Here is a 23568-nt window from a genome sequence, read left to right on the forward strand (position 1 = left end):
CCAACTTACCCAACGGACCCTAACGATCCAACTAAGGTGGTTCCAAACGAACCAATCCCAGATGTTCCAAACTGGACTCCAGTAGATCCAAGTCCTGTGACTCCAGCAGATCCAGGTAAGGACACTCCAGTTCCTTACACTAAGAACGAAACTCCAGAAGTTAAGTACGGGTTGACTGAGAAGTTTGTGGACGAAGCTGGCAACGACCTCGCTCCAAGCGTAAACAAGGGTACTGACTACAAGACTGGTGACTCTTACGACGTAACTAAGGATGCTAAGGTAATCACTGGCTACGTACTGGTTAAGACTACTGACACGACTGGCACTTTCACTGACAGTGACAAGACTGCTGTCTTCACTTACAAGAAGGTCGGCAAGATCGTTCCAGTAGATCCAAGCGGCAACCCAATTCCAGGTACTGACACGCCAACTTACAAGAATGATCCAGATGACCCATCTAAGGTAGTTCCAAACGAACCAACTCCAGACGTACCAGGCTACAAGACTGACGTTCCTAACGTAACTCCTGAAGATCCAACCAAGGACACTCCAGTGCCTTACACTAAGGACGAAACTCCAGCAGCTAAGTACGGCTTGACTGAGAAGTTTGTGGACGAAGCTGGCAACGACCTCGCTCCAAGCGTAAACAAGGGTACTGACTACAAGACTGGTGACAAGTACGACGTAACTAAGGATGCTAAGGTTGTTGAAGGATACGTACTAGTTAAGACTACTGACACGACTGGTACTTTCACTGACGGCAACAAGACTGCGGTCTTCACTTACAAGAAGATCGGCAAGATCGTTCCAGTAGATCCAAGCGGCAACCCAATTCCAGGTGCCGACACGCCAACTTACAAGAACGATCCAGATGACCCATCTAAGGTAGTTCCAAATGAACCAACTCCAGACGTACCGGGCTACAAGACTGACGTTCCTAACGTAACCCCTGAAGATCCAACCAAGGATACTCCAGTGCCTTACACTAAGAACGAAACTCCAGCAGCTAAGTACGGCTTGACTGAAAAGTTTGTCGATGAAGACGGCAACGAATTGCTGCCAAGCGTAAACAAGGGTACTGACTACAAGACTGGTGACAAGTACGACGTAACTAAGGATGCTAAGGTTGTTGAAGGATACGTACTAGTTAAGACTACTGACACGACTGGTACTTTCACTGACGGCAACAAGACTGCGGTCTTCACTTACAAGAAGATCGGCAAGATCGTTCCAGTAGATCCAAGCGGCAACCCAATTCCAGGTGCTGACACGCCAACTTACAAGAATGATCCAGATGACCCATCTAAGGTAGTTCCAAACGAATCAACTCCGGATGTACCAGGCTGGACCACAGACGTGCCAAATGTAACTCCGGAAGATCCAACTAAGGATACTCCAGTGCCTTACACTCAGGACGAAAAGGGTGAAACTCCTTCAACTCCAGAAGGTCCGACTAGTCCTTCTAACCCAGAAAGTCCGCAGGGACCAAGCCAACCAGCTAAGCCGGCAGCTCCAAAGCAAACCACATTTACCCCTAACAGCAGCAAGCAGACTCCTACTCAAGGCAAGACTGCTACTGCAAGTCAGCTCCCACAAACTGGTGCTGATGAAGAAAAGGCCAGTCTGCTGAGTGCAGTAGGTCTGGGAGCAATCGCTCTGGCTTCACTCTTCGGCCTCTTGGGCGGCAAGAAGCGCAAGCATTAAGAATAATCCCTACTTTAAAGCTTAATCTTCTCTGTTAAGCAAACAAAAACAACGTCAAGGCAAATCGCCTTGGCGTTGTTTTCTTGTATGGACGCAAAAAATTAAAAGAGCTAGTAACAAGGCAGTATGATTGAGCGCTTAAACGTGTTGCCTAAGCAGACATCGTTTAGGTGAGCAGAGTAATTAATCAGCAAATTGATAAAAAACAATTGTTAATTACTTTATTTTCTTTCCGTGTTCCCGTATACTAGCATTATAATTATGTAAAGTTGGAGGCAGACTATGCTTGGAGAAATCCGGACCGGTAAAATCACTGACAGTAACGCTGAAGCCTATTTCGTGCAGATTGATGGCTTGACGTTTAAATTGAAGAGAGAAGAAATCACCCAAGAGGAGACACCGAAAATTGGCGGACAAATCACGGGTTTTATTTACGATAACCAGAATCATGAACGGGAAATGACCCAGTTTCTGCCGTTTGCCCAGGCTGACCAATACGGCTGGGCCACGGTTACCAAGGTCCAGCGCGGACTGGGGGTCTTTTTAGACATTGGCTTGCCAGATAAAGATATAGTTATGTCTTTGGACGACTTGCCCCTGGATCCAGCTCGTTGGCCGCAAAAAGACGATCGGTTGCTGGTGTGCTTAGAGACTGATGATAAAGAGCGAATTTGGGCCAAGGCAGCGGATGAAAATGTCTTTAACCAGATTTCTGTCCGCTTCCCTAACAACCTGGTTAACAAGAATTTGTTGGCCCGGGTATATTCCAGCAAGTCTCTAGGTTGCTTTGTACTGACTAACGACTACTACCTGGGTTTCATCCATGAATCGCAAATGCAGCAGCCGCTGCGTTTGGGCGAGGAAGTCAAGGCGCGGGTGATCGGGGTCAGTCAGTATGGCCGCTTGAACATGAGCGTTTTGCCGCGAGCTTTTGAAGAAATTGACGATGACGCGGCCATGATCATGATGTCTTTGCGCCGCAAGGGGGACAAGTGCCTGCCTTTCTGCGACAAGAGTGATGCCCAGGCCATCAAGGACTATTTCGGCATCTCCAAGTCAGCCTTCAAGCGGGCGCTAGGTCACTTGATCAAGGCGGGAGAAATCGTTCAAGATAAAGAAGCAGGCACCATCTCCTTAAAGGAAAAGACTGATGGAGAAGCTTAAAGATCAAGTCGCTGACTACCTGCGCTTTGGCCAGGTGGAGCGGGGGCTTAGTCAAAACACGATTGCTGCCTACCAGCAGGACTTGACGGAATTTTTGGACTTTTTAGCTGAAGAAGACTTAACTGCCTGGCCCAGCCAGGCCCTAGAGATTGACGCTTTTTTGGCTAAAGAAAGAGACTTGGGCAAGGCGACCAGCTCTATTTCACGGATGATTTCGTCTCTGCGCCGCTTTTACCAGTGGCTGGTCCGGCAGGGGCTGATTCAAATTGACCCCATGAGTCAGATTGATGCCCCTAAAAGGGAAAAGAAGATGCCGCTGGCCTTAAGTCAAGAGGAAGTAACGCGGCTTTTAGACCAGCCAGATGTTGAAAAAAGCCTGGGTCTAAGGGACCGGGCGCTTCTTGAACTGCTCTATGCGACCGGGATGCGGGTCAGCGAGATCATCAATTTGACCCTCGGCGACATCCACAAAGACCTGGCCCTGATTCGGGTTTTAGGCAAGGGGTCAAAGGAACGCTTGATCCCAGTGACGGATTACGCCTTAAGCTGGATTGACAAGTACCTGCCAGTCCGCGGCAAACTTTTGTTAAAAGCCGGAAAAGACAGTGACTACGTCTTTTTAAACAGCCGGGGCGGGCAATTGACCCGGCAGGCTGTCTGGCAAATGATTAAAAAGTACTGCCAAAAGGCCGGCATCGATAAGGACGTGACGCCCCACACCCTCCGCCACACCTTTGCCACCCACCTGCTGGAAAATGGGGCAGACTTGCGGGTTGTGCAAGAAATTTTGGGCCATACCGATATTTCCACGACCCAGATCTACACCAACTTGACCCAAAAGCATATCCGGGACGTCTACCAAAAGACTCACCCGCGAATGAGTTGATCGAGGTGATTAAGTGCTAGTACCATATAAAAAGGATTACGAGAAAATGGCCATGGGCCTTTTGTCTTACTTGCCTGATTTTAAAAATCTGCAGAACCTGCAAGAAGAAATGAAGCTCTATAGTAAAGATGAGGCTCTGCAGCTGTTCCTTTATAAAAATGCCGATCAAAACATCGTGGGTCTGGTAGGAACGGAAAAAGGCGATGGCTGCCTGGTTCTGCGCTATGTATCCTTAGCTCCGGGCTTTCGCGACGATGAAAACCTGTCTAACTTGATGCAGGAACTAAGGCAAGAAGCAGGCAAGGGCAAGCTGATGACCGTGCCGGAATATACTTATTTACTGAGATACCTAAAAGATGACAGACCAAAGCATGACGATTAACCTGCCTAATTTTGCAGGACCCTTGGACTTGCTCCTCCACTTGATCAAGTCCCAGGAATTAGACATTTATGACATCCCGATCGCCAAGATTACCAAGCAGTATCTGGACTATTTGGACCAGATGCAGCAGCTGAACTTGCAGCTGGCCGGGGAATACTTTGTGATGGCGTCAACGCTGCTCCGGATCAAGTCCCAGTACCTCTTGCCTAAAAACGACTTTGCCCAAGAGGAAGAGGACTATGAAGACCCGAGAGAAGAATTGGTCGAGCAGCTGGTCCAGTATTCGGTCTTTAAAAAAATTTCGGCTTACCTTAAGGTCAGAAGCGAGGATGTGCCTGTTTTGGTGGCCAAAGAGCCAAGTGTGGCAGAAAAAGGGCAAGTGCAGCCTTTGCCTTATGGGCAGATTTCAGCCAGCGACCTAGCTAATTCCTTTGCCCTGGCCATGCAACGCTTTAAAAACCGGCACCCCCAAGAAGCCAAGGTATCCTTAACCGGCCGGCCGATTCAGGAACTCCTCAATTTTTTAAAGGAAAAGCTTGACCAACAAGGCCACGCCAGCTTTTTTGAGATTAGTGAAAACATGCCCAGCCTGGCCGACTTTGTCGGGCTCTTCATGGCCATGCTGGAACTGATCAAGGACAAGTACCTTAAGGTGACTCAGGTGCGGGCCTTTGGCGATTTAGAAATGGAAAAGATAATCAGCGATGACAAGTAAAATGGCGCAGCTAGAAGCCTTGCTTTACGTAGCAGGGGACAATGGGATCAACCAGGCTGACCTGGCCAGCCTTTTGGCCGTTAGCGAAGAAGAACTGGCAGATGAAGCCCAAAAACTCAAAGAAAAGCTGGATCAAGACCCAGACAGCGGCTTGACCTTGATTGAGATCAACCATGATCTGAAGCTGACAACCTGCGGAGAGTGCGGGGATCTGGTTGAGACCTACTTTAATCGGGATCTGAGCAAGAATATCAGCCAGTCAGCCTTGGAAATCTTGGCGATTATTGCTTATAAGCAGCCCATCACCCGGGTGGAGATTGACGAAATTCGCGGCGTTAACTCTTCTGGCGCCTTGCAGACCCTGGTTTGGCGGGGTTTGGTCAAGGCTGAAGGCGTTAAAGACGTGCCGGGCCACCCCAAGCTTTACGTAACTACGGACTACTTTTTACAATATTTTGGCTACAAGTCGCTAGCTGACTTGCCAGTCATTGAAAACTTTGAAGATACGGCCTTTGACAGCGAGGGCCAAGTCGATTTGTTTGCGGATAAAAACAATTCGGAGGATAATTAGGACAATCATGACAGAGGAAAGATTGCAGAAGGTGATCGCCCAAGCGGGCATCGCCTCTAGAAGAGAAGCGGAAAAGATGATCCTGGCCGGCCGGGTTAGAGTCGACGGCCAAGTGGTCACCAAACTAGGGACCAAGGTTCATTCCATTGAGCAAGTGGTTGTTGACGGCCAACCCATTGAAAGAGAAAGCCACCATACCTTTCTTTTTTACAAGCCAAGAGGCGTAATTTCAGCTGTGAAAGATGACAAGGGCAGAAGGACGGTTGCTGACTACTTTACTGACTTGCCATACCGGCTCTACCCAGTGGGCCGGCTTGATTATGACACGTCTGGCTTGCTCTTAATGACTAACGATGGGGATTTGGCCAACCTTTTGATGCACCCCAAAAACGAGGTGGACAAGATTTATGTGGCCAAGATTAAGGGCCAGCTGACTCCTGAGGAAATCAAGGCCTTGAAGAAGGGCGTCAAGATCGGCAAGTTTAAGACTAAGCCGGCCCAAGTCAAGATTTTGAAGACCAGCCTGAAAAATGACACTCAGATCGTGCAACTAACCATTCATGAAGGCCACTACCACCAGGTCAAGGAAATGTTTAAGGCTGTCAATCACTTGGTCGACAAGCTTTCTCGTGAACGCTATTCCTTCTTAACCTTGCAAGGCCTTACATCCGGACAATACCGGGAATTAAATCATAAAGAGGTTGACAGATTAAAGCGCTTAGATTAGACTATAAGAGTAAAAATTAATATCCAAGTTGTCTTCGGGGTAGGGTGAAAGTCCCAACCGGCGGTGTGAGTCCGCGACCCACTTTTGTGGTTGAATGCATAAGCTACCGATAGTTACAGTCTAGATGGAAGAAGGCAGACTTTGACATGCTAAGGCGAATAGTAAAGAAAGGTCTGTTGCTCTTCAAGGCAACGGATCTTTTAAAATACTGGAGGTATTTTAGTATGGAAGCTGTCAAGCATCGCTCAAAGTCAAAATCAATTAGCAACTGGCTGGCCTACGCCATGATCGGGGCCATCGCCTTTGTGGTCATGAAGTTTGAATTTCCAATCATGCCTGGTGTTTCTTTCTTGAAGATGGACTTCTCTGACGTTATCGTGGTCATCACCACCTTTGTCTTTGGTCCAGTTGGTGGGACCATGGTCGCCCTGATCAAGTGCTTGCTGTCCTTGATCTTCTCTGGTTTTGCCCTGCCATCCTTGGTTGGCGAAATTGCCGCGTTCTTAGCCTCAATGGCCTTCGCCCTGCCATTTTACTTCTTTGCTGGTTCAGTTAAAGAAGAAGACCGCAAGAAGGCTAAGGGCTACCTGCTGCCAATCGCTGGTTTAGTATTAGGGACTCTTTGCCTGACTTTGGTCATGAGCCTAGCCAACCAATTCCTGCTTACGCCAGTTTACGCCTACACGTCAGTTCCGCAAGCAGCCAGCATGAAGATGAGCTACGGCCAACTCTTGACCTTTACGGAAAAGGTTTACCTGGGCAAGATGCTCCACCTTCCAAGCATGAGCAGCTACATCATGGGCATTATCGCCCCATTTAACCTGATCAAAGGTGCCATCAACTCAGTTGTGGTTTACATCTTGTTTGAAGCTGTTTTGAAGAACATCAAGCCTTTTGTAAGCAAGCACTTCAACATTTCTAGCAAGTACTAAAATTACTAATTTTTTTAAATAACTAATCGTAAATAATTTAAAACAGACTTCTCGGTAAAAGAGAAGTCTGTTTTTGGTTAAAAAGGGCGGCTTTTTATGCTAAAATGTAAAGTCAAAGGGGGATGTCCATGGATCAAAAAGAACGCAAAGTGCCCTCACGCCTGGCCCGGCAAAGAGCTGCCAGGGAAAAGCGGGAAAACCGCCGCGCACCTTGGCTGACGGCTTTGCTGGTTGTCATTATTGCACTTTTGGCCTTAGTGCCCTTGCTCAATACCAGTGCCGATTTGTACCAAAATCCAAAGCAGGATGAGCAAAAGAGCAAGCAGTCGGATAAAAAGGCAGACGGTCAAAAGGACAAGTCTAAGACAGCTGCCAAATCACCAAAGAAGTCTGCGAAGGCTAAGAGTGAAAAGACCGTTACCTATTACGTGCAAAGCGGCGACTACTGGGCCAGCATCGCTGAAAAGTATGGCTTAACGGCAGATGAATTAGCCAAGCAAAATGGCATGGACACCAGCCAAACCCTGTCCGTTGGGCAAAAACTGGTGATCAAAACCAGTAAATGAGCCTAAGGCAAAAAATAAAATCGTAAACTAAAGAAAGGATTGAAGCGATTTTGGTCGCTTCATTTTAATGTTATGCAAGTTGCAATTGATGGACCTGCTTCAGCAGGTAAGAGTACCGTAGCAAAGATTGTTGCAGGCAAATTGTCCTTTGTCTACATCGACACGGGGGCCATGTACCGGGCATGTACCTTGATCGCTAGAAACCACGGCCTGGCTTATGGCGATGAAGCCGGGATTTTAAAGGCGATTGACCAAGACGGCATCGTCTTAGAGCCTGGCGAAAACGGCCAAAAGGTGCTGGTGGCCGGCAAAGACGTTTCTTTGGAAATCCGCACGCCAGAGATCACGGCTAACGTTTCGGAAGTTTCTGCTTTGCCAGGCGTTCGGGCTAAGATGGTTGACCTACAAAGAGATTTAGCTGGCTCAACCGACGTCATCATGGATGGCCGGGACATCGGGACGACCGTTTTACCAAATGCTGATGTCAAGATCTTCTTGGTAGCCAGTGCACGGTCCCGCGCCGAAAGAAGAATGCTGGACTGGCAGCAAAAGGGGATTGAAGCCAAGCAAACCGTTGAAGAAATCGAAGCTGATATTGCTAAGCGCGACTACTTGGACTCTCACCGGGAAGTGTCACCATTGCAAAAAGCTGACGACGCCATCGAGATCGATTCAACTAATTTAACTATCGACCAAGTTGTTGACGCTATCTTGGCGGAAATTGCTAAAAAAAGAAATAATCTTAATTAATTGAAAAAAGTCTGCTAAAATAGTAGCAAATTCCTCTATTTTTCGGTAAAATAGAGAACGAATAAACAGGGAGGCATTTTGTATTTATGTCAGAAAACAATCAATTTTTAGATGCTCTTGCTCAAATGCAAGAAGTTAAGCCAGGCGACATCGTTGACGTTAATGTTTTAAGCGTTGAAGATGGGCAAATTAACGTTGGCGTACAAGGCGCCGGCGTTGAAGGTGTAATCACTCGCCGTGATTTCACTAACGACCGCAGCGTTAACCTGCGTGAAGCCGTTAAGCCAGGCGACACTTTCAAGGCTTACGTAGTACGCCGTGCAGGTGGCGACAAGGAAAACGGTGAATTTTTCTTCTCAGTAACTCGCGTTAAGGAACGTGAAGCTTACGACAAGTTGCAAAAGGACTTTGAAGAAGGCAAGACCATCGAAGGTAAGGTTACTTCTTCAGTTCGTGGTGGTTTGCTCGTAGACGTTGGCACTCGTGGCTTCTTGCCAGCCAGCCTGATCTCAAACCGCTTCGTTTCAGACCTTAAGCCATACATCGGCAAGACTATTAAGGTTAAGATCACTGAAATCGACCCAGCTAAGAACCGCTTAATCCTTTCACACAAGGAATTGATCGAAGAAGAACGCGAACAAGCCTTTGAAAACGTTGCTTCTCAATTAGTTGTTGGCGACGTTGTTGAAGGTCGCGTATCACGTTTGACCCAATTTGGTGCCTTTGTTGATATCGGCGGTGTTGACGGTTTGGTTCACATCTCTGAAATCTCATACAAGCATGTTGACAAGCCAAGCGATGTCTTGAAGGTGGGTCAAGACGTTAAGGTTAAGGTTATCGGCATCGACAACGACCGTAACCGGATCTCCCTGTCAATCAAGCAAACTGAACCATCACCATTCGAACAAGCTACTGCTAACTTGAACGAAGGCGACATTATCGAAGGTGAAGTTAAGTCATTGACTAACTTTGGTGCCTTTGTTGAAGTTGCTGACGGTATCCAAGGTTTGGTACACGTTTCAGAAATTTCTAACAAGCACGTTGACAAGCCAAGCGACGTCTTAACTGTTGGTCAAAAGGTTAAAGTTAAGGTTCTTAACGTTGACCCAAGTGAAAGAAGAATCTCCCTGTCAATCAAGCAAGCTGACCCAGAGAACGCTTCTTCATCAAATGACAGACCTCGTGCTCGTCGTTCATCAAACAACGACTCAGTTGCTCGTAAGTACATGAACAACGACGACAACGGCTTCTCACTTGGTGACATGATCGGTGACCAATTGAAGAACCGTTAATCAAACAAGAAACCGACCGCAGGTCGGTTTTTTTGTTTTGATGAGAAGACTATTTATGAAATAAGAGAAAATAAAAGAGGTGATACTATGCCATTACCAGTAGTTGCCATTGTTGGCCAGCCCAACGTCGGCAAGTCAACCCTGTTTAACCGCATTATCAATGAGCGGGTAGCCATCGTCGAAGACCAACCAGGCGTAACGCGTGACCGGAACTATGCCCAAGCCAGTTGGATGGGCCACCAATTTAACATCATCGATACCGGTGGGATTACCTGGGAAGATAGCACAATTGACGAAGAAATCCGGGCCCAAGCCGAAATCGCCATTGAGGAAGCTGACGTCATCGTGATGCTTTGTGACGTGACCAAGCACGTAACCGACCTGGACGAGCGGATTGCCCGCCTCCTCTACCAAGCTAAAAAGCCAGTGCTCTTGGCCGTGAACAAGGCCGACAACCCTGAACAAAGAAACGATATCTATGACTTCTACAGCCTGGGCTTAGGCGATCCAATTCCGGTTTCTGGTTCTCATGGGACCGGGATCGGGGACTTGCTGGACGAAGTCGTGAAAAACTTCCCAGCTGACAGCGAAAAGACCGAAGACGGCGTGATTTCCTTCTGTGTAATCGGCCGACCAAACGTGGGCAAATCCTCCATCGTCAACCGCCTGCTTGGCGAAGACCGGGTGATCGTGGCTAACGAAGAAGGCACGACCAGAGATGCCATCGACACGCCTTTTACCCAAGGCGATACCAAGTTTAGAGTCGTTGACACGGCTGGGATCCGCCGCCGGGGCAAGGTCTACGAAAAGACCGAAAAGTACTCCGTGATGCGGGCCATGTCTGCCATGGAGCGGTCTGACGTGGCAATCCTGGTCTTAGATGCTTCAACCGGCATCAGAGAGCAAGACAAGCACGTTGCCGGCTACGCTCATGAAGCGGGCCTAGGCGTGATTATTGCTGTTAACAAGTGGGACCTGCCAAAGAAGGATTCTTCAAGTGGCAAGGACTTTGAAGCCGTGATCCGAGACGAATTTTCATACTTGGACTACGCACCAATCGTCTTTGTTTCCGCCAAGACTGGCAAGAACATCGACCAGTTGCCAGAAATGGTCAAGCAGGTCTACAAGAACAAGAACCAGCGGATCCAGTCTAGCGTCTTAAACGACCTCTTGCTGGAAGCCAGCCGCTTAGTGCCAGCCCCAATGATCAAGGGCAAGCGTCTGCGAGTTTACTACATGACCCAGGTTAAGACAAATCCGCCAACCTTTGTTGTTTTCTGCAACGATCCAGAACTGATGCACTTCTCCTACCAGCGCTTTTTGATCAACCAGCTGCGGGAAAACTTTGATTTCACGGGTACGCCAATCAAGATTTTGCCACGCAAGCGCAAGTAGTGAGCGGAACTTTTTTCATTTTTGAAAAAGATAAGAAAAATAGCCCTGGAAGCTTGAAAAAGCTTGTCGGGATCGCGTTCTTGTGATATTTTAGAGAACAGGGAATTAATTGAATGCACTAGCGCTCAGTGTCCCTCATTTCCGTAATGGAAATGAAGTAATTAGACCTGGGTCTAATTTATAGGAGGTGAATTCCACATGGCAAATAAGGCAGAATTAGTTTCAGAAGTAGCTGCTAAGACTAAGTTGACTAAGAAGGACGTTGCTGAAGCTGTTGACGCAGTTTTCGAAGCAATCCAAGAAGACTTAGCTAAGGGCGAAAAGGTACAATTGATCGGCTTCGGTACTTTCGAAGTTCGTGACCGTGCCGCTCGTAAGGGTCGCAACCCTCAAACCGGTGCTGAAATCGAAATTCCAGCAAGCAAGGTTCCTGCATTTAAGCCAGGTAAGGCTCTTAAGGACGCTGTTAAGTAATTGACGCGCTTTAAAACAAAGAACGCTAGGCATTTCCTAGCGTTTTTTGTTTGCAAAAATTCTGCGAATGTGAAAAGATAGAATGCAGACTGTATTTAAGACATAATTTTTTGAGCTAGTGAGGTATACATGACATATTCTGAACAATTGCTGGATGCCATCCAGGCACACCGTTTTAGCGAAAGCCAGGGCCTGCTTAAGCAAGCCTTAAACCACGATGACCCTGAGATTCTGGCATCTTTAGCGGAAAACTTGACTGATTTAGGCTTTACCGACCTGGCCAAGGAAGTCTACCGCAGCTTAATCGGCAGCTTCCCCCAAGAAGACCTGTTTAAGGTTTATCTGGCAGAAATCCTCTTAAACGATGGGGAAGAAGACGATGGCTTAAGCCTGCTCTATAATGTGAAAAAGTCTTCTGATTCCTACTTGGAAAGTCTTTTGGTCCAGGCCGACTACTACCAAAGCGAAGGCTTGATCGAAACGGCCAGAGCCAAGATGAATGAGGCCAAAGAATTGGCCCCAGATGAAGATGCAATTACCTTTGGCCTGGCAGAACTAGACTACATGAGCGAGCTGAATGAACAAGCCTTGCCGCTTTACCAGGACCTGGCAAGCAGACAGACCATGTTTGGCGAAGTCAACTTGAACCAGCGAATCTTTCAAACCATGGCTAAACTAGGCCGCTATGAAGAAGCAGCTGACTTTATCAAGAGCCACCAAGAAGACCTCTTGGACATTGATGCCAAGTACCAAGCCGGCGTGATCATGCTAGAAGCGGGCCAGGCTGATTCCGCCATCAAGTTCTTGGACCAGGTCATTGAGCAAAGCCCTGACTACGTCAACGCCTATCCATTTTTAGCTAGAGCCTACCAGGCTAAAGACGACCAAGAAGAAGTCTTGTACGCAGCCCAAACGGGCCTTGGCTATAACGAACTAGACGAAGAGCTTTACGAAATGGGGTCCCAAGCCGCCATGAAGCTGGGCAAAGACGACGATGCTGAAGACCTCCTGACCCGGGGGCTCAAGGTGAACGCCGATAACGCCAGCCTGCGGCTTTTGCTCAGTGACCTTTACTTAAAAGAAGGCCGGTATGAAGACAGCCTAGCCCTCTTTAAGGACCTGTCAGAAGGCGAAATCGAGCCTCTGGGCCACTTAAACATGGCTAGAAGCTACCAGGGCCTGGAGGACTTTAAACAGGCTCAGAGCGAGTATCTGCTGGCTTATCCAAGTCTCAAGGACAACCCAGCCTTCTTGAGACAGATGATCGACTTTGGCCAGGCCAGCGGGCAAAAGGACTTAACGGTCGAACTTTTGAAGCATTACTTGGACTTGGTCCCAGACGACCAAGAGATGCAGGCTTTGTACCAAGAATTGGCTTAAGATCAAAATCTCAAAGTTGAAACTATAAAATTTTAAAAATAGAACGATTAGGACGCGGAGATGTTTCCGCGTTCTTTTTTTACAGAAAATGCTTCAAGCGGTAAAATAGAAGATAAGCTCAAAATTTGGAGGTTTTCATGAACTTCGACTTTACCAAGAAAAAGCGCGACATCTACTGGAAGTACACGCTTTTTTACCTATTGATTGCGGCCTGCTTTTTTGGTCCATACCTAATAACGGGGCACAGCCTGATCTGGAACACGGACGCGGCCAACCAGCACCTGCCTTTGATGGTCAAGTACCGGGAGTACCTGCTCAGCTTCTTGCGGCACCTTAGCCAGGGGCCGGCTGAGTGGTCCTGGACGGCTGGGGTCGGGAGCGACTTGTTCTCGATCTTCTCTTACTACACGATCGGGGACGTTTTTGCCTATATTGCCTTGCTCTTTCCAACCAGCCACCTGGTTTTTGCCTACCAGCTGATCCTGGTCTTGCGCCTTTACTGCGTGGGTCTAGCCTTTGTCTATTTTGCCAGACACTTTAATTTTAAAAACTGGATCATCCTGGTCGGGAGCGGCGTTTACATGGTCAATGCCTACTTGCTCTATGCGGCCATTGCCCAGCCCATGTTTGCGACGACCTTTATGATTTTCCCGATCATCGTCGTCCAGCTGGAAAAAGTCTTAACCGGGCAAAAGCCCTGGGGCCTGTTGGCCGTCTTTGTCTGGATGCTGGTTTCTAACTACTATCTGGCCTTTGTCTTAGGCCTAGGGGCCATGCTCTACCTGGCTCTGCGCTATGGGCTGGTTTACTACCAAAAGATCGACTTTTGGGCCACTTTTAAAAAGCTGCTCTTTGCGGCGGTGGGGGCGATTGCCTTGTCGGCCGGCCTACTTATCCCCGAACTGATCGCGGTCATGAATTCGACCAGAACCGGCTCAGAATTTGCCAATGGCTTGGTCTTTTACCCCCTTTACTATTACCTGCTTTTGCCTAAGCAATTGATCAATGGGGACAACTGGCAATTAATGTTTTGGTCGGCCCTGGGTTTAGCCAGCATCATCTTGCCGGCACTGGCTTACCTTTTTGCCAATTGGCGCAAGTACCGGGTGATTGCGGCCAGCCTGGTCCTGGGCTTCATTTTTACCCTGATTCCAGCGATTGGGGCCCTCTTTAACGGGGGGATGTCCCCATCAAACCGCTGGACCCTGCTTTTGTATTTGCCGCTGGCCTTGACGGTCACGATTTTTCTCAAGGCGGTCAGTGAAAAGGCAGTCACGACAAAGGAATGGCGGACCATTTTGCTAGTATGCGGGATCTACCTCATCTACCTGGTGGTCTTGTCCTTCCTAGAAAACGACTACAATCTCTTTTTGCCGGTGGTCTTTTTATTCTTAAGCTTAGCCGCCTGTTTAGCCTATACCCAGGGGCTTGCCCCGGAAAAGGCGATCAGCGGCGTGGTCGTCCTTAATTTGGCCTCTAACGCCGTTTATGCCGCTTTACCATATAACGGCTCCTTTGCTTCCAGCATGCTGGCCCAAGGTGAGTATGAGCAGATTGCGGAAAAGCGGTATGGCGGTTTAAACAAAATTTTGCCGACGGGGAGCTTTTACCGGGTCAACACCGTCTCAAGCAACCAGTTTGTCAGCCAAAAGAAGCTGTGGAATGACCTGACCAGTGGCCTAGCTAATGTGTCGTCTTACTACTCCATCCAAAATAAATACCTAGGACAGTTTAGTACGGACCTGGGCAATGTCCAATATGACAATAACATCCCGCTCCACCAGCTGGATGACCGGACCATCTTGAACAATTTCTTTGGCGTCCGCTACATATTTAGCCAAAAGGGGAGCGTGAATGCGCAAAAAACTCCCGGTACCTATGACCTGATTGGGGTTTCCAAGGCAGTCACCGACCCAGACACGGCCATCAGCTACCAGGCCCGGCTCTACAAGACCACAGAGGCCTTCCCGCTGGTTTGGCTGACGAATAAGGTGATTAGCCCCAGCCGCTACCAAAAGCTGTCAGACAGCCAAAAAGAGCGGGCTTTGGCCAGCGGCGTCGTGACCAGCGCCAAGGGCAATTACCAAAAGGCAAACTTGTCCGGCGTCAAGACGGTTAAAGCAACCTTGGTCAACAACCAGGGACAAAAGGTGAATAAGAACAAAATCAACTATACCGATAGCCAGGAGACATACACTATCAAGCTAAGCAAAAAGGCCCTGGCCAAACTGGGCAAGTGTGAACTGCATGTAGAGCTTAGTCAGGTGTCTTACCAGCCCTTGGCCCTGTCTCAGCAGCTGGATCTTGAGCTGAAAAAAGCCAAACAGCAGGCTGACCTGACGGGTAAGGCTTTTAATGAGACCCAAACCAAATACAAGTACTGGCGCTACCACCTGCTGGCCGGCAGTCCTGATCCTAGCTATAAACTAGCCGTCACAACGAAAAAGACGACCGAGACTTTGGCTCAGCCGAGCCAGGAGATGACCTCCTTCTTTAGACTGGTTGACGGCGGGACTTTGAACCTGGGCAGCTACCAAACTCTGCCATCTTCACTTACTTTGAAGCCAAGCAAGCTGGGCACTTACCGCCTAAAGTGGAAGGTAGTGGCCATCACGCTGAATCACGCTTATGTCAAAGAGGTGCGGCAGATTCAACGGCAGGGGATCAAGCAACTGAAACTGAGTCAAAACCGTTTATCGGGGATGCTCAATGCCAAAAAGTCCAGCATCATGACTTCAACCATTCCGTATTCCAGCGGCTGGCACGCAACGCTTGATGGCAAGGCCGTCAAGGTCATTAAGACCAATGAAGCCTTTGCCGGTATCAAGGTGAAAAAGGGCAAGCATCGCCTGGTTCTGTACTACCAAACGCCGGGACTGCGGACAGGTTTGATTATTTCTCTTCTCGCGGCACTGGCCTTGCTAGCCTGCTTTTACCTGGAACTGGAAAAAGAAAAAAGAGCACAAAAAAAGCGCTGATTTTCAGCGCTTTTTTCTTTGCCATTAGGCGTTGAAGGAACGGTTCTTTTCAACGCTTTCCTTCATCAAGTCGTTCATCACGTGAGCAACTTCCTTAGCCCGTTCACTAGTTTCAGTGTGAATGGTCAAACCGTTGTCGGATTGGATCATGGTGTGTGGCAATTCTACCAGGTTGAACTTGTTGTCAGTCTTTAAGTTAGACAGCATGTATTCCAAAGTTGCCGTCCAGCCCAAGCCGCCGACTGCCATTTGGACAGCCACGTCGTAGTCGTTAACCTTGATCGCCTTGTTGACGGACAGGTTTTGGTCTTCCAAGAAGTGGTCAACCGTCTTTTGGAAGCCGGAGTCTTCACTTAAAGAAACCATCTTTTCTTCGCTCAGGTCAGTCAAGAGCTGTTGGCTAAACTCGATTTCCTTCTTGCCAGGTTGGTAGAGCTTGCTGGTTTCAGGGATGATCAGGTAAACCTTAGGCTGGAAGAGCAGGTAGTTCTTCAAGTCTTCGCCTCTCAAAAGCGGACCGATATAGATGTCGATCATCCGGTTGTCGATCAAACGCTTAGCAGAGTTGGTGGAGAAGGTCTTGATCAGTTCAAAACGAGTGGTTTCGAATTGCTTTTGCAAAACTGGGATAACCCGACCACTTTCGCCGGGTGACCAGATAGGGGAGAAACCAATCTTGATGTAAGATTGTTCTTCTTCCGTGTAGCGGCGCAAGTCTTGTTCGATCTTCATTTGATCGCTGTGCAGCTTAGCCAAGCCTTCGCACAGGGTCTTGCCGGCTTCGGTCAGTTCGATTGGCAGAGTTCTTCTTTCCAAAAGAACGACATTATACTTCTTTTCAGCCTTGCTCAGCACTTGGCTGACGTATGGCTGGCTAAGAAATAGCTTCTTAGCAATATCACTAACAGTTTGACATTCTTCTGCAGTTGTCAAGATTTGGTAAAGTACGTCTTGTTTCATCTTACACGCTCTCTTTAATCAGTGAATTGATTTGCAAATTTAATTTCACAATAAGATTATTATAACGCCTTTTTCGTATTAGTCAAAGAATATTAACTTTAGTCTTTTTTGGAATACTCACGGCAAAAAACAAATAATAATTAGTTTTTTCCAGTTAAAAACGGCGGTTTTGATAGCAGAAACCGTATGAAAGCGGTGATTTTCGGGAAAAATCTTATTGCTTTAACCTTATTGTTTGGAATTTGCTGGCAAAAAAACTTTAAAAAGTTCTGGATTTTTTCAAAATTGCCAAGCAGTTAAAAAATTGCTAACTATTTATCAATGGCTTTCCAAGCTGAAAGATATTCAGTCTTGGCCGTCTTAACCTTTTCCTGATACTTGGGCAAGGTCAGCTTGTTGATGGTGACGACCGCGTTATAGTAGGCAACTTCCTTTTTCTCAGCAGTCTGGTACTTTTGGTAGTTGGCCTTAGAACCGTATCTGTAGATCTGAGTTAAGTAGGTCTTTTGACCAGTCAGCAGCTTTTGGGCCTTGGTGATGTCGTCTTTGTGCTTTTTAAAAGCTGAACTAACAGCTTCACTAGGTGAAACGGTTTTAGTCGTACTCTTAGTCTTTTTAGCCTTGCTTTTACTCTTGCTGGTCTTTGCCTTTTTGGCCGCCTTTTTAGCATCGCTGACCGCCTTTGACCAAGAGCCGGAAATATCGCTGCTTGAGCTGCTGATTAAGTCGTAGGCTTCAAGAGCCTGGTCTTGAAAAGCTGTTTCGGCGTTGTTCAGCTTTTTCCGCTTTAAGGCTGCCGCTTCTTTGCGGGCATTGGCTAGGCGGATCTGCTTGTAGCGGCCGCCAAAGCCGACCAGCATGCCAAAGAGGGCAATTACCATCAAGAAGTCGCAGAAGAAGCGGAGACTTGGCTGGTCGGTGATCAGGCCAATCAGCCAGGTCACGGCGAAAATGGCGAAGACCCCGACTGCGATCCAGCCGACAATCCAGTATTGCATGATCGTCATCGAACATTCCTCATTTCATTGATTCTCACACTTATAAAACGTGGTTTTTTGTTCCCCTTTTGTTGTGTACATGGTATACTATAGATAAACAATAAATAAAAAGCTAAATTGTATTGAGGCGAACAACTAATGGTTAAATATACTTTCAAGGACGATGAACCGGAAATCGTCCATGGTAGAGGCTATGTGTACAACTTGAACTACCACATTGTCTGGTGTACCAAGTACCAGAATCAGGCTTTGCAGGGCACTGTTGTAGTCAATAGTCTGAAAAACAAGATTCTTAGCATCTGTAAGGAAAACGGATATACGGTTAAGGCATTAGAAATAATGCCTAACCATGTCCATATTCTAATCTCCGCTCCTCCCACCGTTAGCGTAACGGTAATGGTTAAGAAACTAAAAGGCATCACCGCCAAGTGGCTTTTCGCCACTTTCCCTGACTTAATGCGTGAGAAGTTTTGGGGTGGACATATCTGGTCGCCTAGCTACTATGCAGGCAGTATCGGCGTAACTACCGGAGCTGTTGTCAAGAAGTACATTGAAACGCAATGGGATCGTTCATTCCAATAGCTTTCTAGAAAGGATACAGTCATGCCTAAATCCAAGCTGAAAAGCAATAGAAGAAAATCGAATAAGCCTGTGGTTGGAATTAAGGTCAGACTGTATCCTAATTTTAACCAACAGGTACAGCTTGCGCAAATGTTTGGCAACGACCGTTTTCTGTGGAATACCCTGCTAGACATGCTCAAGCAGCGCCGTAAGAACAATCCTAAGTCCCTGATGCCATCAAGCTATGGCCTTAATTACTGTCTGCCTTTGCTCAAGAAGGACTATCCATTCCTCAAAAAAAGCGACAGCTCTTCTTTGCAGGTGGTAACTGACAAGCTGATTGATGCTTATGATGCCCTTTTTAGCAAGATCCGCGAAAAGCCGAAGAAACACAAACGCAAGGCCCGGCAATCCTACACGGGCAAAAGCAATGTCAAGCTTCTTGGCAGGCATGCAATCCGTTTGCCTAAGCTTGGCAAGATTAAATGCTCAAAGCTTGGGCCTTTGCCCGGCAAAATCAAGCACTACACCGTAAGCGTTGACCCGGCGGGCCGATATTGGGCTTCTCTGAACGTGGAAAAAGACAACGTTCTACTGCCGAAAACAGGCAAGGCTATAGGCATTGACGTTGGCCTGACCCACCTAGCTATCTTGTCAAATGGCGAAAAGATCGATAAGTTCGCTAGTAGCTTCTGCGAAAGCCAAGCAGAATCATAGCAGAGCAAATCGTCAAGAAGACGCCATTTGGCAAGCGTCAAGTCTAAGCAGGACGCACACAGAAAAGTCCTTGGCGCTAAAGGCTTGTACGACTACCAGAATTGGCAACGGGCAAACCGGATTAAGAACTGCTACATGAGCAAGATTGTTAATCAGCGCAACGACTACCTGCACAAAATCACGACTAGGCTTGTCAAAGAGTATGACGTGATTGTGGTGGAAGATTTGAAAGTTAAGAACATGACTAAGAATCACCATTTGGCAAGAGCGATTCTCCGGCAAAGCTGGGGTAAATTTGCGCAAATGCTTGAGTACAAGTGCAAGCAGACAGGCAAAACCTTTTTGAAGGTAGCTCCTGCCTACACTAGCCGGATTTGCTCAAACTGCGGTAAAGACACAGGCAAGAAGGGCTTGGAAATCAGAGAATGGGATTGTCCGTTTTGCCATGCCCACCATGATCGGGACATCAATGCGTCAATCAACATTCTCAACAAAGGCTTAAAACAGCTAGAAGCTGTCTAAAGCCAAGTCAAAGGGCGGGACACGTCCTTGGTAAAAAAGACTGGCCACTGCATGGCACAGCTATTCTTAGGAATAGAATCTGTAAAAGATGGTTCGCCATTGCCGTTGTAAGTCAGTTGTTCCCAGAAACTGTGTGGAGGGAAACGCCCAAAACACAAAGAAACCCCCGATTTTAATCGGGGGAGTATGTCACAGTAAACTAATTCTAGATCCTTTGCTTAAATAATGGAAAAATACTTTTTAGTAGGGAGAAAAGGGCCGGAAACGGTCTCAAATCCCGATACAAGTGCTATAATCTTTTTTAGGATTAATAATGAAAAACGCTTCGCCTTTTTGGCCAAAAAACAAAAAATGAGTAGGAAACAATATGGCAAAAATTATTGATAATCAGAAAAAGATCCTCCTCCAGCACAGCCTGCTGGAAGACTTAAAGCAAGCAACTGAAAAGTATGATCAGGCGACCTTAATTACCAGCGACATTGACTGGAATTTGGTGGAAAGAGAATACTTGCCTCAGTTTGAGCAAGTCACCCTGGCCTTGACCAAAGAGGGGGCAATTCCGCAGCTGCCGATAGCTGAAGACCTGGCCCAGGCTCTCGCCCTCTTGCCCCAAGACCATCCAGATTTGTACCAAGCCATCAAAGAGGGCAAGCTGAAAGTCATGCAGGCCCTCGGCCAAGGCAATACCTATCTGCTCTTGACCAGCAAGAGTGAATACCGTCTTTACTGGGGGGACCAGGAGACTTTTTGGCTGAATTATGGGGCCAAAAGTGCCGAAAATGAGGCCTGGGCAGTGGACGAGCTGCTGGTAAAAGACTTATTGACCGATTCCAAAACGCTTTTAGATGCAGCAATCTGCCAAAAGTACGAAGAGCTGGATGAAGCGGACCGGCCAAAGTATGTTCTTGAAGTCTCTGGTTTAGCGGAAGCCTTAGAAAAAGAATCGCTCAAGACTTTTAAAGAAGCCACTCGCTTGGCCCAGGTCAAGCACAGCCAGGAGGGGAGCGAGTTCAAGAAGACGGCCAAGCTTTTGCGCTTTAAAGAGGCCGCTGACAGCAAAAAGCTGCCTGCTTCTGACCTCCTAGAAGGGGAGATGGGCGACCAGCTGGCCAAGATCGCCTTTAGTCAGGGCGGCGGGGAAGGCGAAGCCATCGTCTTGCCAAACGAAGCGGCCTACTACCCGCGGCCACTTTATCTTCAAGACGAAGCGACCGGCACCATCATTGAAAAGCCAGCCGTTGATTCTTATGAAGAAGAGCCCGCTCCCGTTCAAAAGCCGAGTCGGCAGGACGTGTCAGCTATTTTTGACATTATTCGCTTTTACCGGGACCGCAAGCAGGACAATGAATCTCAAGCTGCTTTTTCCTTCTTGATGTACGTCCTAGAAAGCGGCAGCATCTGGAAGATCCGCAAGGCCATTGATGAGCGAAACGGCATCGTCGAAGACGTTCCGATCGTGGTTGGCCTGGTTGGCCAGGGGGAAACAGGCAAGTCGACCCTGCTTAAGATTGCGTCTAACCTGACCATCGGCAATACCAAGGCCATCGTCCAGGCCAGCTCTGAAGAAAAGCTGTTTGGCATGACGGCAGCCGTGCGCAAGAAGCTCTTGGCCGGCAAGAACCTGACCAAGCAGGACCGGGTCAATGCCTACTCTTCAAACGCCAAGGTTATCAACAAGAATATCTGGAACTTCACCGACCACTACATGGATGAGGCGCAGGTGATTACCCCAATCTGCATCGATGACCCAGAAGTATCGCTCTTTTCTTCCGCCGCTGCGCAGACTTTTTTGAAAAAGCGGTCCAACCGGCACGGGGACAAACTTGGCGTTGAGCCAGTGGCGATTTTTTCCATGAACTCTAAGGGCAAGGACATTGAGCTCTTGGCTGAAGTAGGCCGGCGGGGCTACGTGATCAGCCAAGGCAATCAGTTCAGAAAAAAGACCGACGCCGACATCCACTTCTTTGAATATCTGGACGGCAATATCGACAACCACGGTCACTGGCTGAACAATACTCTGTATCTTTACCTGACCCGGCAGATCGACCGCTGGCTGGACCAAATGAGTGAAGACGACTACCTGAAGCTGAAGCGGGACTTCCTCTACCCAGTCAAGCACGCCTTCTGGCAGCTAGTGGAAGAATATGGCCTGGTCAACACCGAAACCCGCCACTACTTCTCCATGAAGAACTACTCTATCGTCGAAGACCTAGGCCGGCGGAACTGGTCCATCCTCTTGCACGATGAGGCAACCTTGCGCGAGATTTCTTTTGCCAGAGAAAGCCAGGAATGCGTCATTCCGGCCCGGGTTTTCCCGAACAAGGGCAATGACATCAAGCGCTACTTTGGCTACCTGCCGGCCAGTGCCGAGATCTGCAAGACTTTTGACAGCCAGGGCTTAGTCGTCAATATTGCCAACATGGACCTGTGGCAGGGCAACCATTTGCTGGTTGACCGCTATGAACAGGCGACCGGGATTGCGGCGGAGCGCTTTGAAATGGAAAAGGCCAAGGCGGCTGCCGAAGTTCAGGGCCAGACCATGGGGGCCAATATCGCGCCTTACCTGAAGAAGAATGCGGAAATGATGGACCGGATGATGAAGGTTACCGAGCAAAATGCCCAGCTCCTGGCGGAAAAAGAAGAGCAAGCTGCTAAAAACGAAGAAGCAGCGGCCAAGAACCAAGAGCAGGCTGACCAGATCCACCAGCTGCAAGACGAGCTGGCCAAGGCCAAAGCCAAGGAAGAAGAATTGGCAAAGCCGCACGAAGAAAAGAAGCGGGGCTTTTTCGACCGCTTCTTCAAGTAATTTATTAAGTATTGAGAGAAAGAGAAGATCCGTTCCATGACAGACAAGCAAAGCATGATTGCCGTTCAGGAAAAAGACAACACCATTACCAGCCTCCTGCTCGACCGCGATGGGGAGCTGGAAAAGGCGGGCAAGACTCTCCTTGACCACTACCAAGACTACGAAACGGTGCTAAATCTGGTTAATTTGGGTGACCTGAAGACTTTAGGGGACAGCCCAGAACAGTCTTACGCCTATGCTAGAGACGGCCATGATGACCTGATCAAGGAAAATTATCCAGATATCGAAGTCTTTGACCGGGCCACCGACTTTCAAGATGACTATCTGGACTATTGCTACCTTTACTGTAAGTTTGAAGGGGAATTTATGTGGCTGGTCCGGGATTGTTCGGCAGATGACCGGCAATTTAAGCCGCTGAAGGATCTCCTAAAGTAGGTGCCTTATGTCTGAATTAGCTGACTATGAGAGCAGTGAATTAAAAGAGCTTTTGCTGGAAAAAAGGCAGGGGCGGTGGGCCATCATTTTTGGCAGCCTCTTGACCGATACCGCGGCCGACGTTGCTAAAGAGCGGGGCGAAGAGGTCCGGGTCAATGCCAAGACCTTGATCAAGCTGAAGGCCTACCAGGCAGACCAAGTGCGCCAGTACGACGAAGATATTGCCTTGATAGGCGAGGAACTAAAGGAGCGAGGCGAGGATTTGTTTTCCCCTTGTCCTGACTGGCATAAGCGCTACTTTTGGCCCCTCAAGGGGACAGGAATTGCTGACTGCTTAACCTTGACGGAGCTTAGCGAGCAGCACCATTTGGAGCTGGCGGCAATCGCCCACCTGATCGCCTTTTGCGGGATCCAGGTCAAGTTTTTTGGCGAAAAATCAGAAGCCCGGTTTGACCCAGAAGATATGCGCTTTTTGGCGAAAATTCCAGCTGGTCAAATCAAGGCCAATGGCCTAACGCCGGCGGCTTGGCTGACCATCGTCCCCGTGGGGGCCGGCAAGCTGAAAAAGTGGCTGGAAGGCGACCAGGATTGGCTATCTTGGGATGAGGCCTTGACGGCCAAAGAGAATCTAACTTAAATCTAACTTAAGTAAA

General features: G+C 48.1%; 21 protein-coding genes, 1 pseudogene and 1 riboswitch. Of the genes and pseudogenes, 20 read left to right on the forward strand and 2 right to left on the reverse strand.

Annotated elements, in window-relative coordinates; translation table 11 throughout:
* The 15 genes from ACI4WN_RS02880 to ACI4WN_RS02950 form a co-directional block, all read left to right on the forward strand.
* The coding region (locus ACI4WN_RS02880) for a MucBP domain-containing protein (RefSeq protein ID WP_439776887.1) at nucleotides 1–1704 on the forward strand (1704 nt) is incomplete at its 5' end.
* Nucleotides 1705–1986: 282 nt separating this feature from the next.
* Nucleotides 1987–2868, forward strand: a complete 882-nt coding sequence (locus tag ACI4WN_RS02885; RefSeq protein WP_439776888.1) for a CvfB family protein — start codon at nucleotides 1987–1989, stop codon at nucleotides 2866–2868.
* Entirely contained in the window at nucleotides 2855–3754 is a 900-nt protein-coding gene (gene xerD / locus ACI4WN_RS02890) for a site-specific tyrosine recombinase XerD (protein ID WP_439776889.1), read from the forward strand. Before ACI4WN_RS02885 ends, xerD begins: the two co-directional genes overlap by 14 nt.
* A 13-nt stretch (nucleotides 3755–3767) precedes the next feature.
* The gene (locus ACI4WN_RS02895) at nucleotides 3768–4136 is read left to right on the forward strand and encodes a reductase (protein WP_439776890.1); all 369 of its coding nucleotides are present in this window, start codon (nucleotides 3768–3770) and stop codon (nucleotides 4134–4136) included.
* A complete protein-coding gene (locus tag ACI4WN_RS02900; RefSeq protein ID WP_439776891.1) occupies nucleotides 4111–4851 on the forward strand; it encodes a segregation and condensation protein A in 741 nt (246 codons plus the stop codon). Before ACI4WN_RS02895 ends, ACI4WN_RS02900 begins: the two co-directional genes overlap by 26 nt.
* On the forward strand, nucleotides 4841–5422 hold the full coding sequence (gene scpB / locus ACI4WN_RS02905; RefSeq protein WP_439776892.1) for an SMC-Scp complex subunit ScpB: 582 nt from the start codon (nucleotides 4841–4843) through the stop codon (nucleotides 5420–5422). Before ACI4WN_RS02900 ends, scpB begins: the two co-directional genes overlap by 11 nt.
* A gap of 7 nt (nucleotides 5423–5429) precedes the next feature.
* Nucleotides 5430–6149, forward strand: a complete 720-nt coding sequence (locus ACI4WN_RS02910) for a pseudouridine synthase (RefSeq protein ID WP_439776893.1) — start codon at nucleotides 5430–5432, stop codon at nucleotides 6147–6149.
* A 26-nt stretch (nucleotides 6150–6175) separates the two neighbouring features.
* Nucleotides 6176–6289: riboswitch (FMN riboswitch) on the forward strand.
* 84 nt (nucleotides 6290–6373) lie between these two features.
* Nucleotides 6374–7081, forward strand: a complete 708-nt coding sequence (locus ACI4WN_RS02915) for an ECF transporter S component (protein ID WP_439776894.1) — start codon at nucleotides 6374–6376, stop codon at nucleotides 7079–7081.
* Nucleotides 7082–7209: 128 nt separating this feature from the next.
* Nucleotides 7210–7647 carry a LysM peptidoglycan-binding domain-containing protein gene (locus tag ACI4WN_RS02920; protein WP_439776895.1) on the forward strand — a complete coding sequence of 146 codons (438 nt, stop codon included), beginning with the start codon at nucleotides 7210–7212 and terminating at the stop codon, nucleotides 7645–7647.
* Between the two features lie 72 nt (nucleotides 7648–7719).
* The gene (cmk, locus tag ACI4WN_RS02925) at nucleotides 7720–8397 is read left to right on the forward strand and encodes a (d)CMP kinase (protein WP_439776896.1); all 678 of its coding nucleotides are present in this window, start codon (nucleotides 7720–7722) and stop codon (nucleotides 8395–8397) included.
* A gap of 86 nt (nucleotides 8398–8483) precedes the next feature.
* Nucleotides 8484–9689: a 30S ribosomal protein S1 gene (rpsA, locus tag ACI4WN_RS02930; RefSeq protein ID WP_008461291.1), complete on the forward strand. Its 1206-nt coding sequence runs from the start codon at nucleotides 8484–8486 to the stop codon at nucleotides 9687–9689.
* An 87-nt stretch (nucleotides 9690–9776) separates the two neighbouring features.
* On the forward strand, nucleotides 9777–11084 hold the full coding sequence (der, locus tag ACI4WN_RS02935; RefSeq protein ID WP_008461290.1) for a ribosome biogenesis GTPase Der: 1308 nt from the start codon (nucleotides 9777–9779) through the stop codon (nucleotides 11082–11084).
* A 198-nt stretch (nucleotides 11085–11282) separates the two neighbouring features.
* A complete protein-coding gene (locus tag ACI4WN_RS02940; protein ID WP_008461289.1) occupies nucleotides 11283–11558 on the forward strand; it encodes an HU family DNA-binding protein in 276 nt (91 codons plus the stop codon).
* A gap of 129 nt (nucleotides 11559–11687) precedes the next feature.
* Nucleotides 11688–12938: a tetratricopeptide repeat protein gene (locus ACI4WN_RS02945; RefSeq protein WP_439776897.1), complete on the forward strand. Its 1251-nt coding sequence runs from the start codon at nucleotides 11688–11690 to the stop codon at nucleotides 12936–12938.
* Nucleotides 12939–13075: 137 nt separating this feature from the next.
* Nucleotides 13076–15916 (forward strand): YfhO family protein, encoded by a 2841-nt coding sequence (locus ACI4WN_RS02950; protein ID WP_439776898.1) that lies wholly within the window; start codon nucleotides 13076–13078, stop codon nucleotides 15914–15916.
* Between the two features lie 24 nt (nucleotides 15917–15940).
* On the opposite strand, the gene ACI4WN_RS02955 is transcribed toward ACI4WN_RS02950, so the two are convergent.
* Both ACI4WN_RS02955 and ACI4WN_RS02960 read right to left on the reverse strand, forming a co-directional pair.
* Nucleotides 15941–16876 carry a LysR substrate-binding domain-containing protein gene (locus ACI4WN_RS02955; RefSeq protein ID WP_439776899.1) on the reverse strand — a complete coding sequence of 312 codons (936 nt, stop codon included), beginning with the start codon at nucleotides 16874–16876 and terminating at the stop codon, nucleotides 15941–15943.
* A gap of 311 nt (nucleotides 16877–17187) precedes the next feature.
* On the reverse strand, nucleotides 17188–17883 hold the full coding sequence (locus tag ACI4WN_RS02960) for a hypothetical protein (RefSeq protein WP_439776900.1): 696 nt from the start codon (nucleotides 17881–17883) through the stop codon (nucleotides 17188–17190).
* Nucleotides 17884–18012: 129 nt separating this feature from the next.
* Here ACI4WN_RS02960 and tnpA point away from each other — a divergent pair, with 129 nt between their 5' ends.
* The 5 genes and pseudogenes from tnpA (at nucleotide 18013) to ACI4WN_RS02985 (ending at nucleotide 23552) form a co-directional block, all read left to right on the forward strand.
* Complete coding sequence (tnpA, locus tag ACI4WN_RS02965) at nucleotides 18013–18456, forward strand: IS200/IS605 family transposase (protein WP_439776901.1); 444 nt, start codon at nucleotides 18013–18015, stop codon at nucleotides 18454–18456.
* Between the two features lie 21 nt (nucleotides 18457–18477).
* A pseudogene (locus ACI4WN_RS02970) lies at nucleotides 18478–19674 on the forward strand (RNA-guided endonuclease TnpB family protein).
* Between the two features lie 367 nt (nucleotides 19675–20041).
* On the forward strand, nucleotides 20042–22480 hold the full coding sequence (locus ACI4WN_RS02975; protein ID WP_439776902.1) for a hypothetical protein: 2439 nt from the start codon (nucleotides 20042–20044) through the stop codon (nucleotides 22478–22480).
* 36 nt (nucleotides 22481–22516) lie between these two features.
* On the forward strand, nucleotides 22517–22915 hold the full coding sequence (locus ACI4WN_RS02980) for a hypothetical protein (protein WP_439776903.1): 399 nt from the start codon (nucleotides 22517–22519) through the stop codon (nucleotides 22913–22915).
* Nucleotides 22916–22922: 7 nt separating this feature from the next.
* Entirely contained in the window at nucleotides 22923–23552 is a 630-nt protein-coding gene (locus ACI4WN_RS02985; protein WP_439776904.1) for a hypothetical protein, read from the forward strand.
* The last annotated feature ends 16 nt before the right edge of the window (nucleotides 23553–23568 follow it).

The sequence above is a fragment of the Lactobacillus sp. genome (assembly GCF_051893255.1).
Taxonomy (GTDB): domain Bacteria; phylum Bacillota; class Bacilli; order Lactobacillales; family Lactobacillaceae; genus Lactobacillus.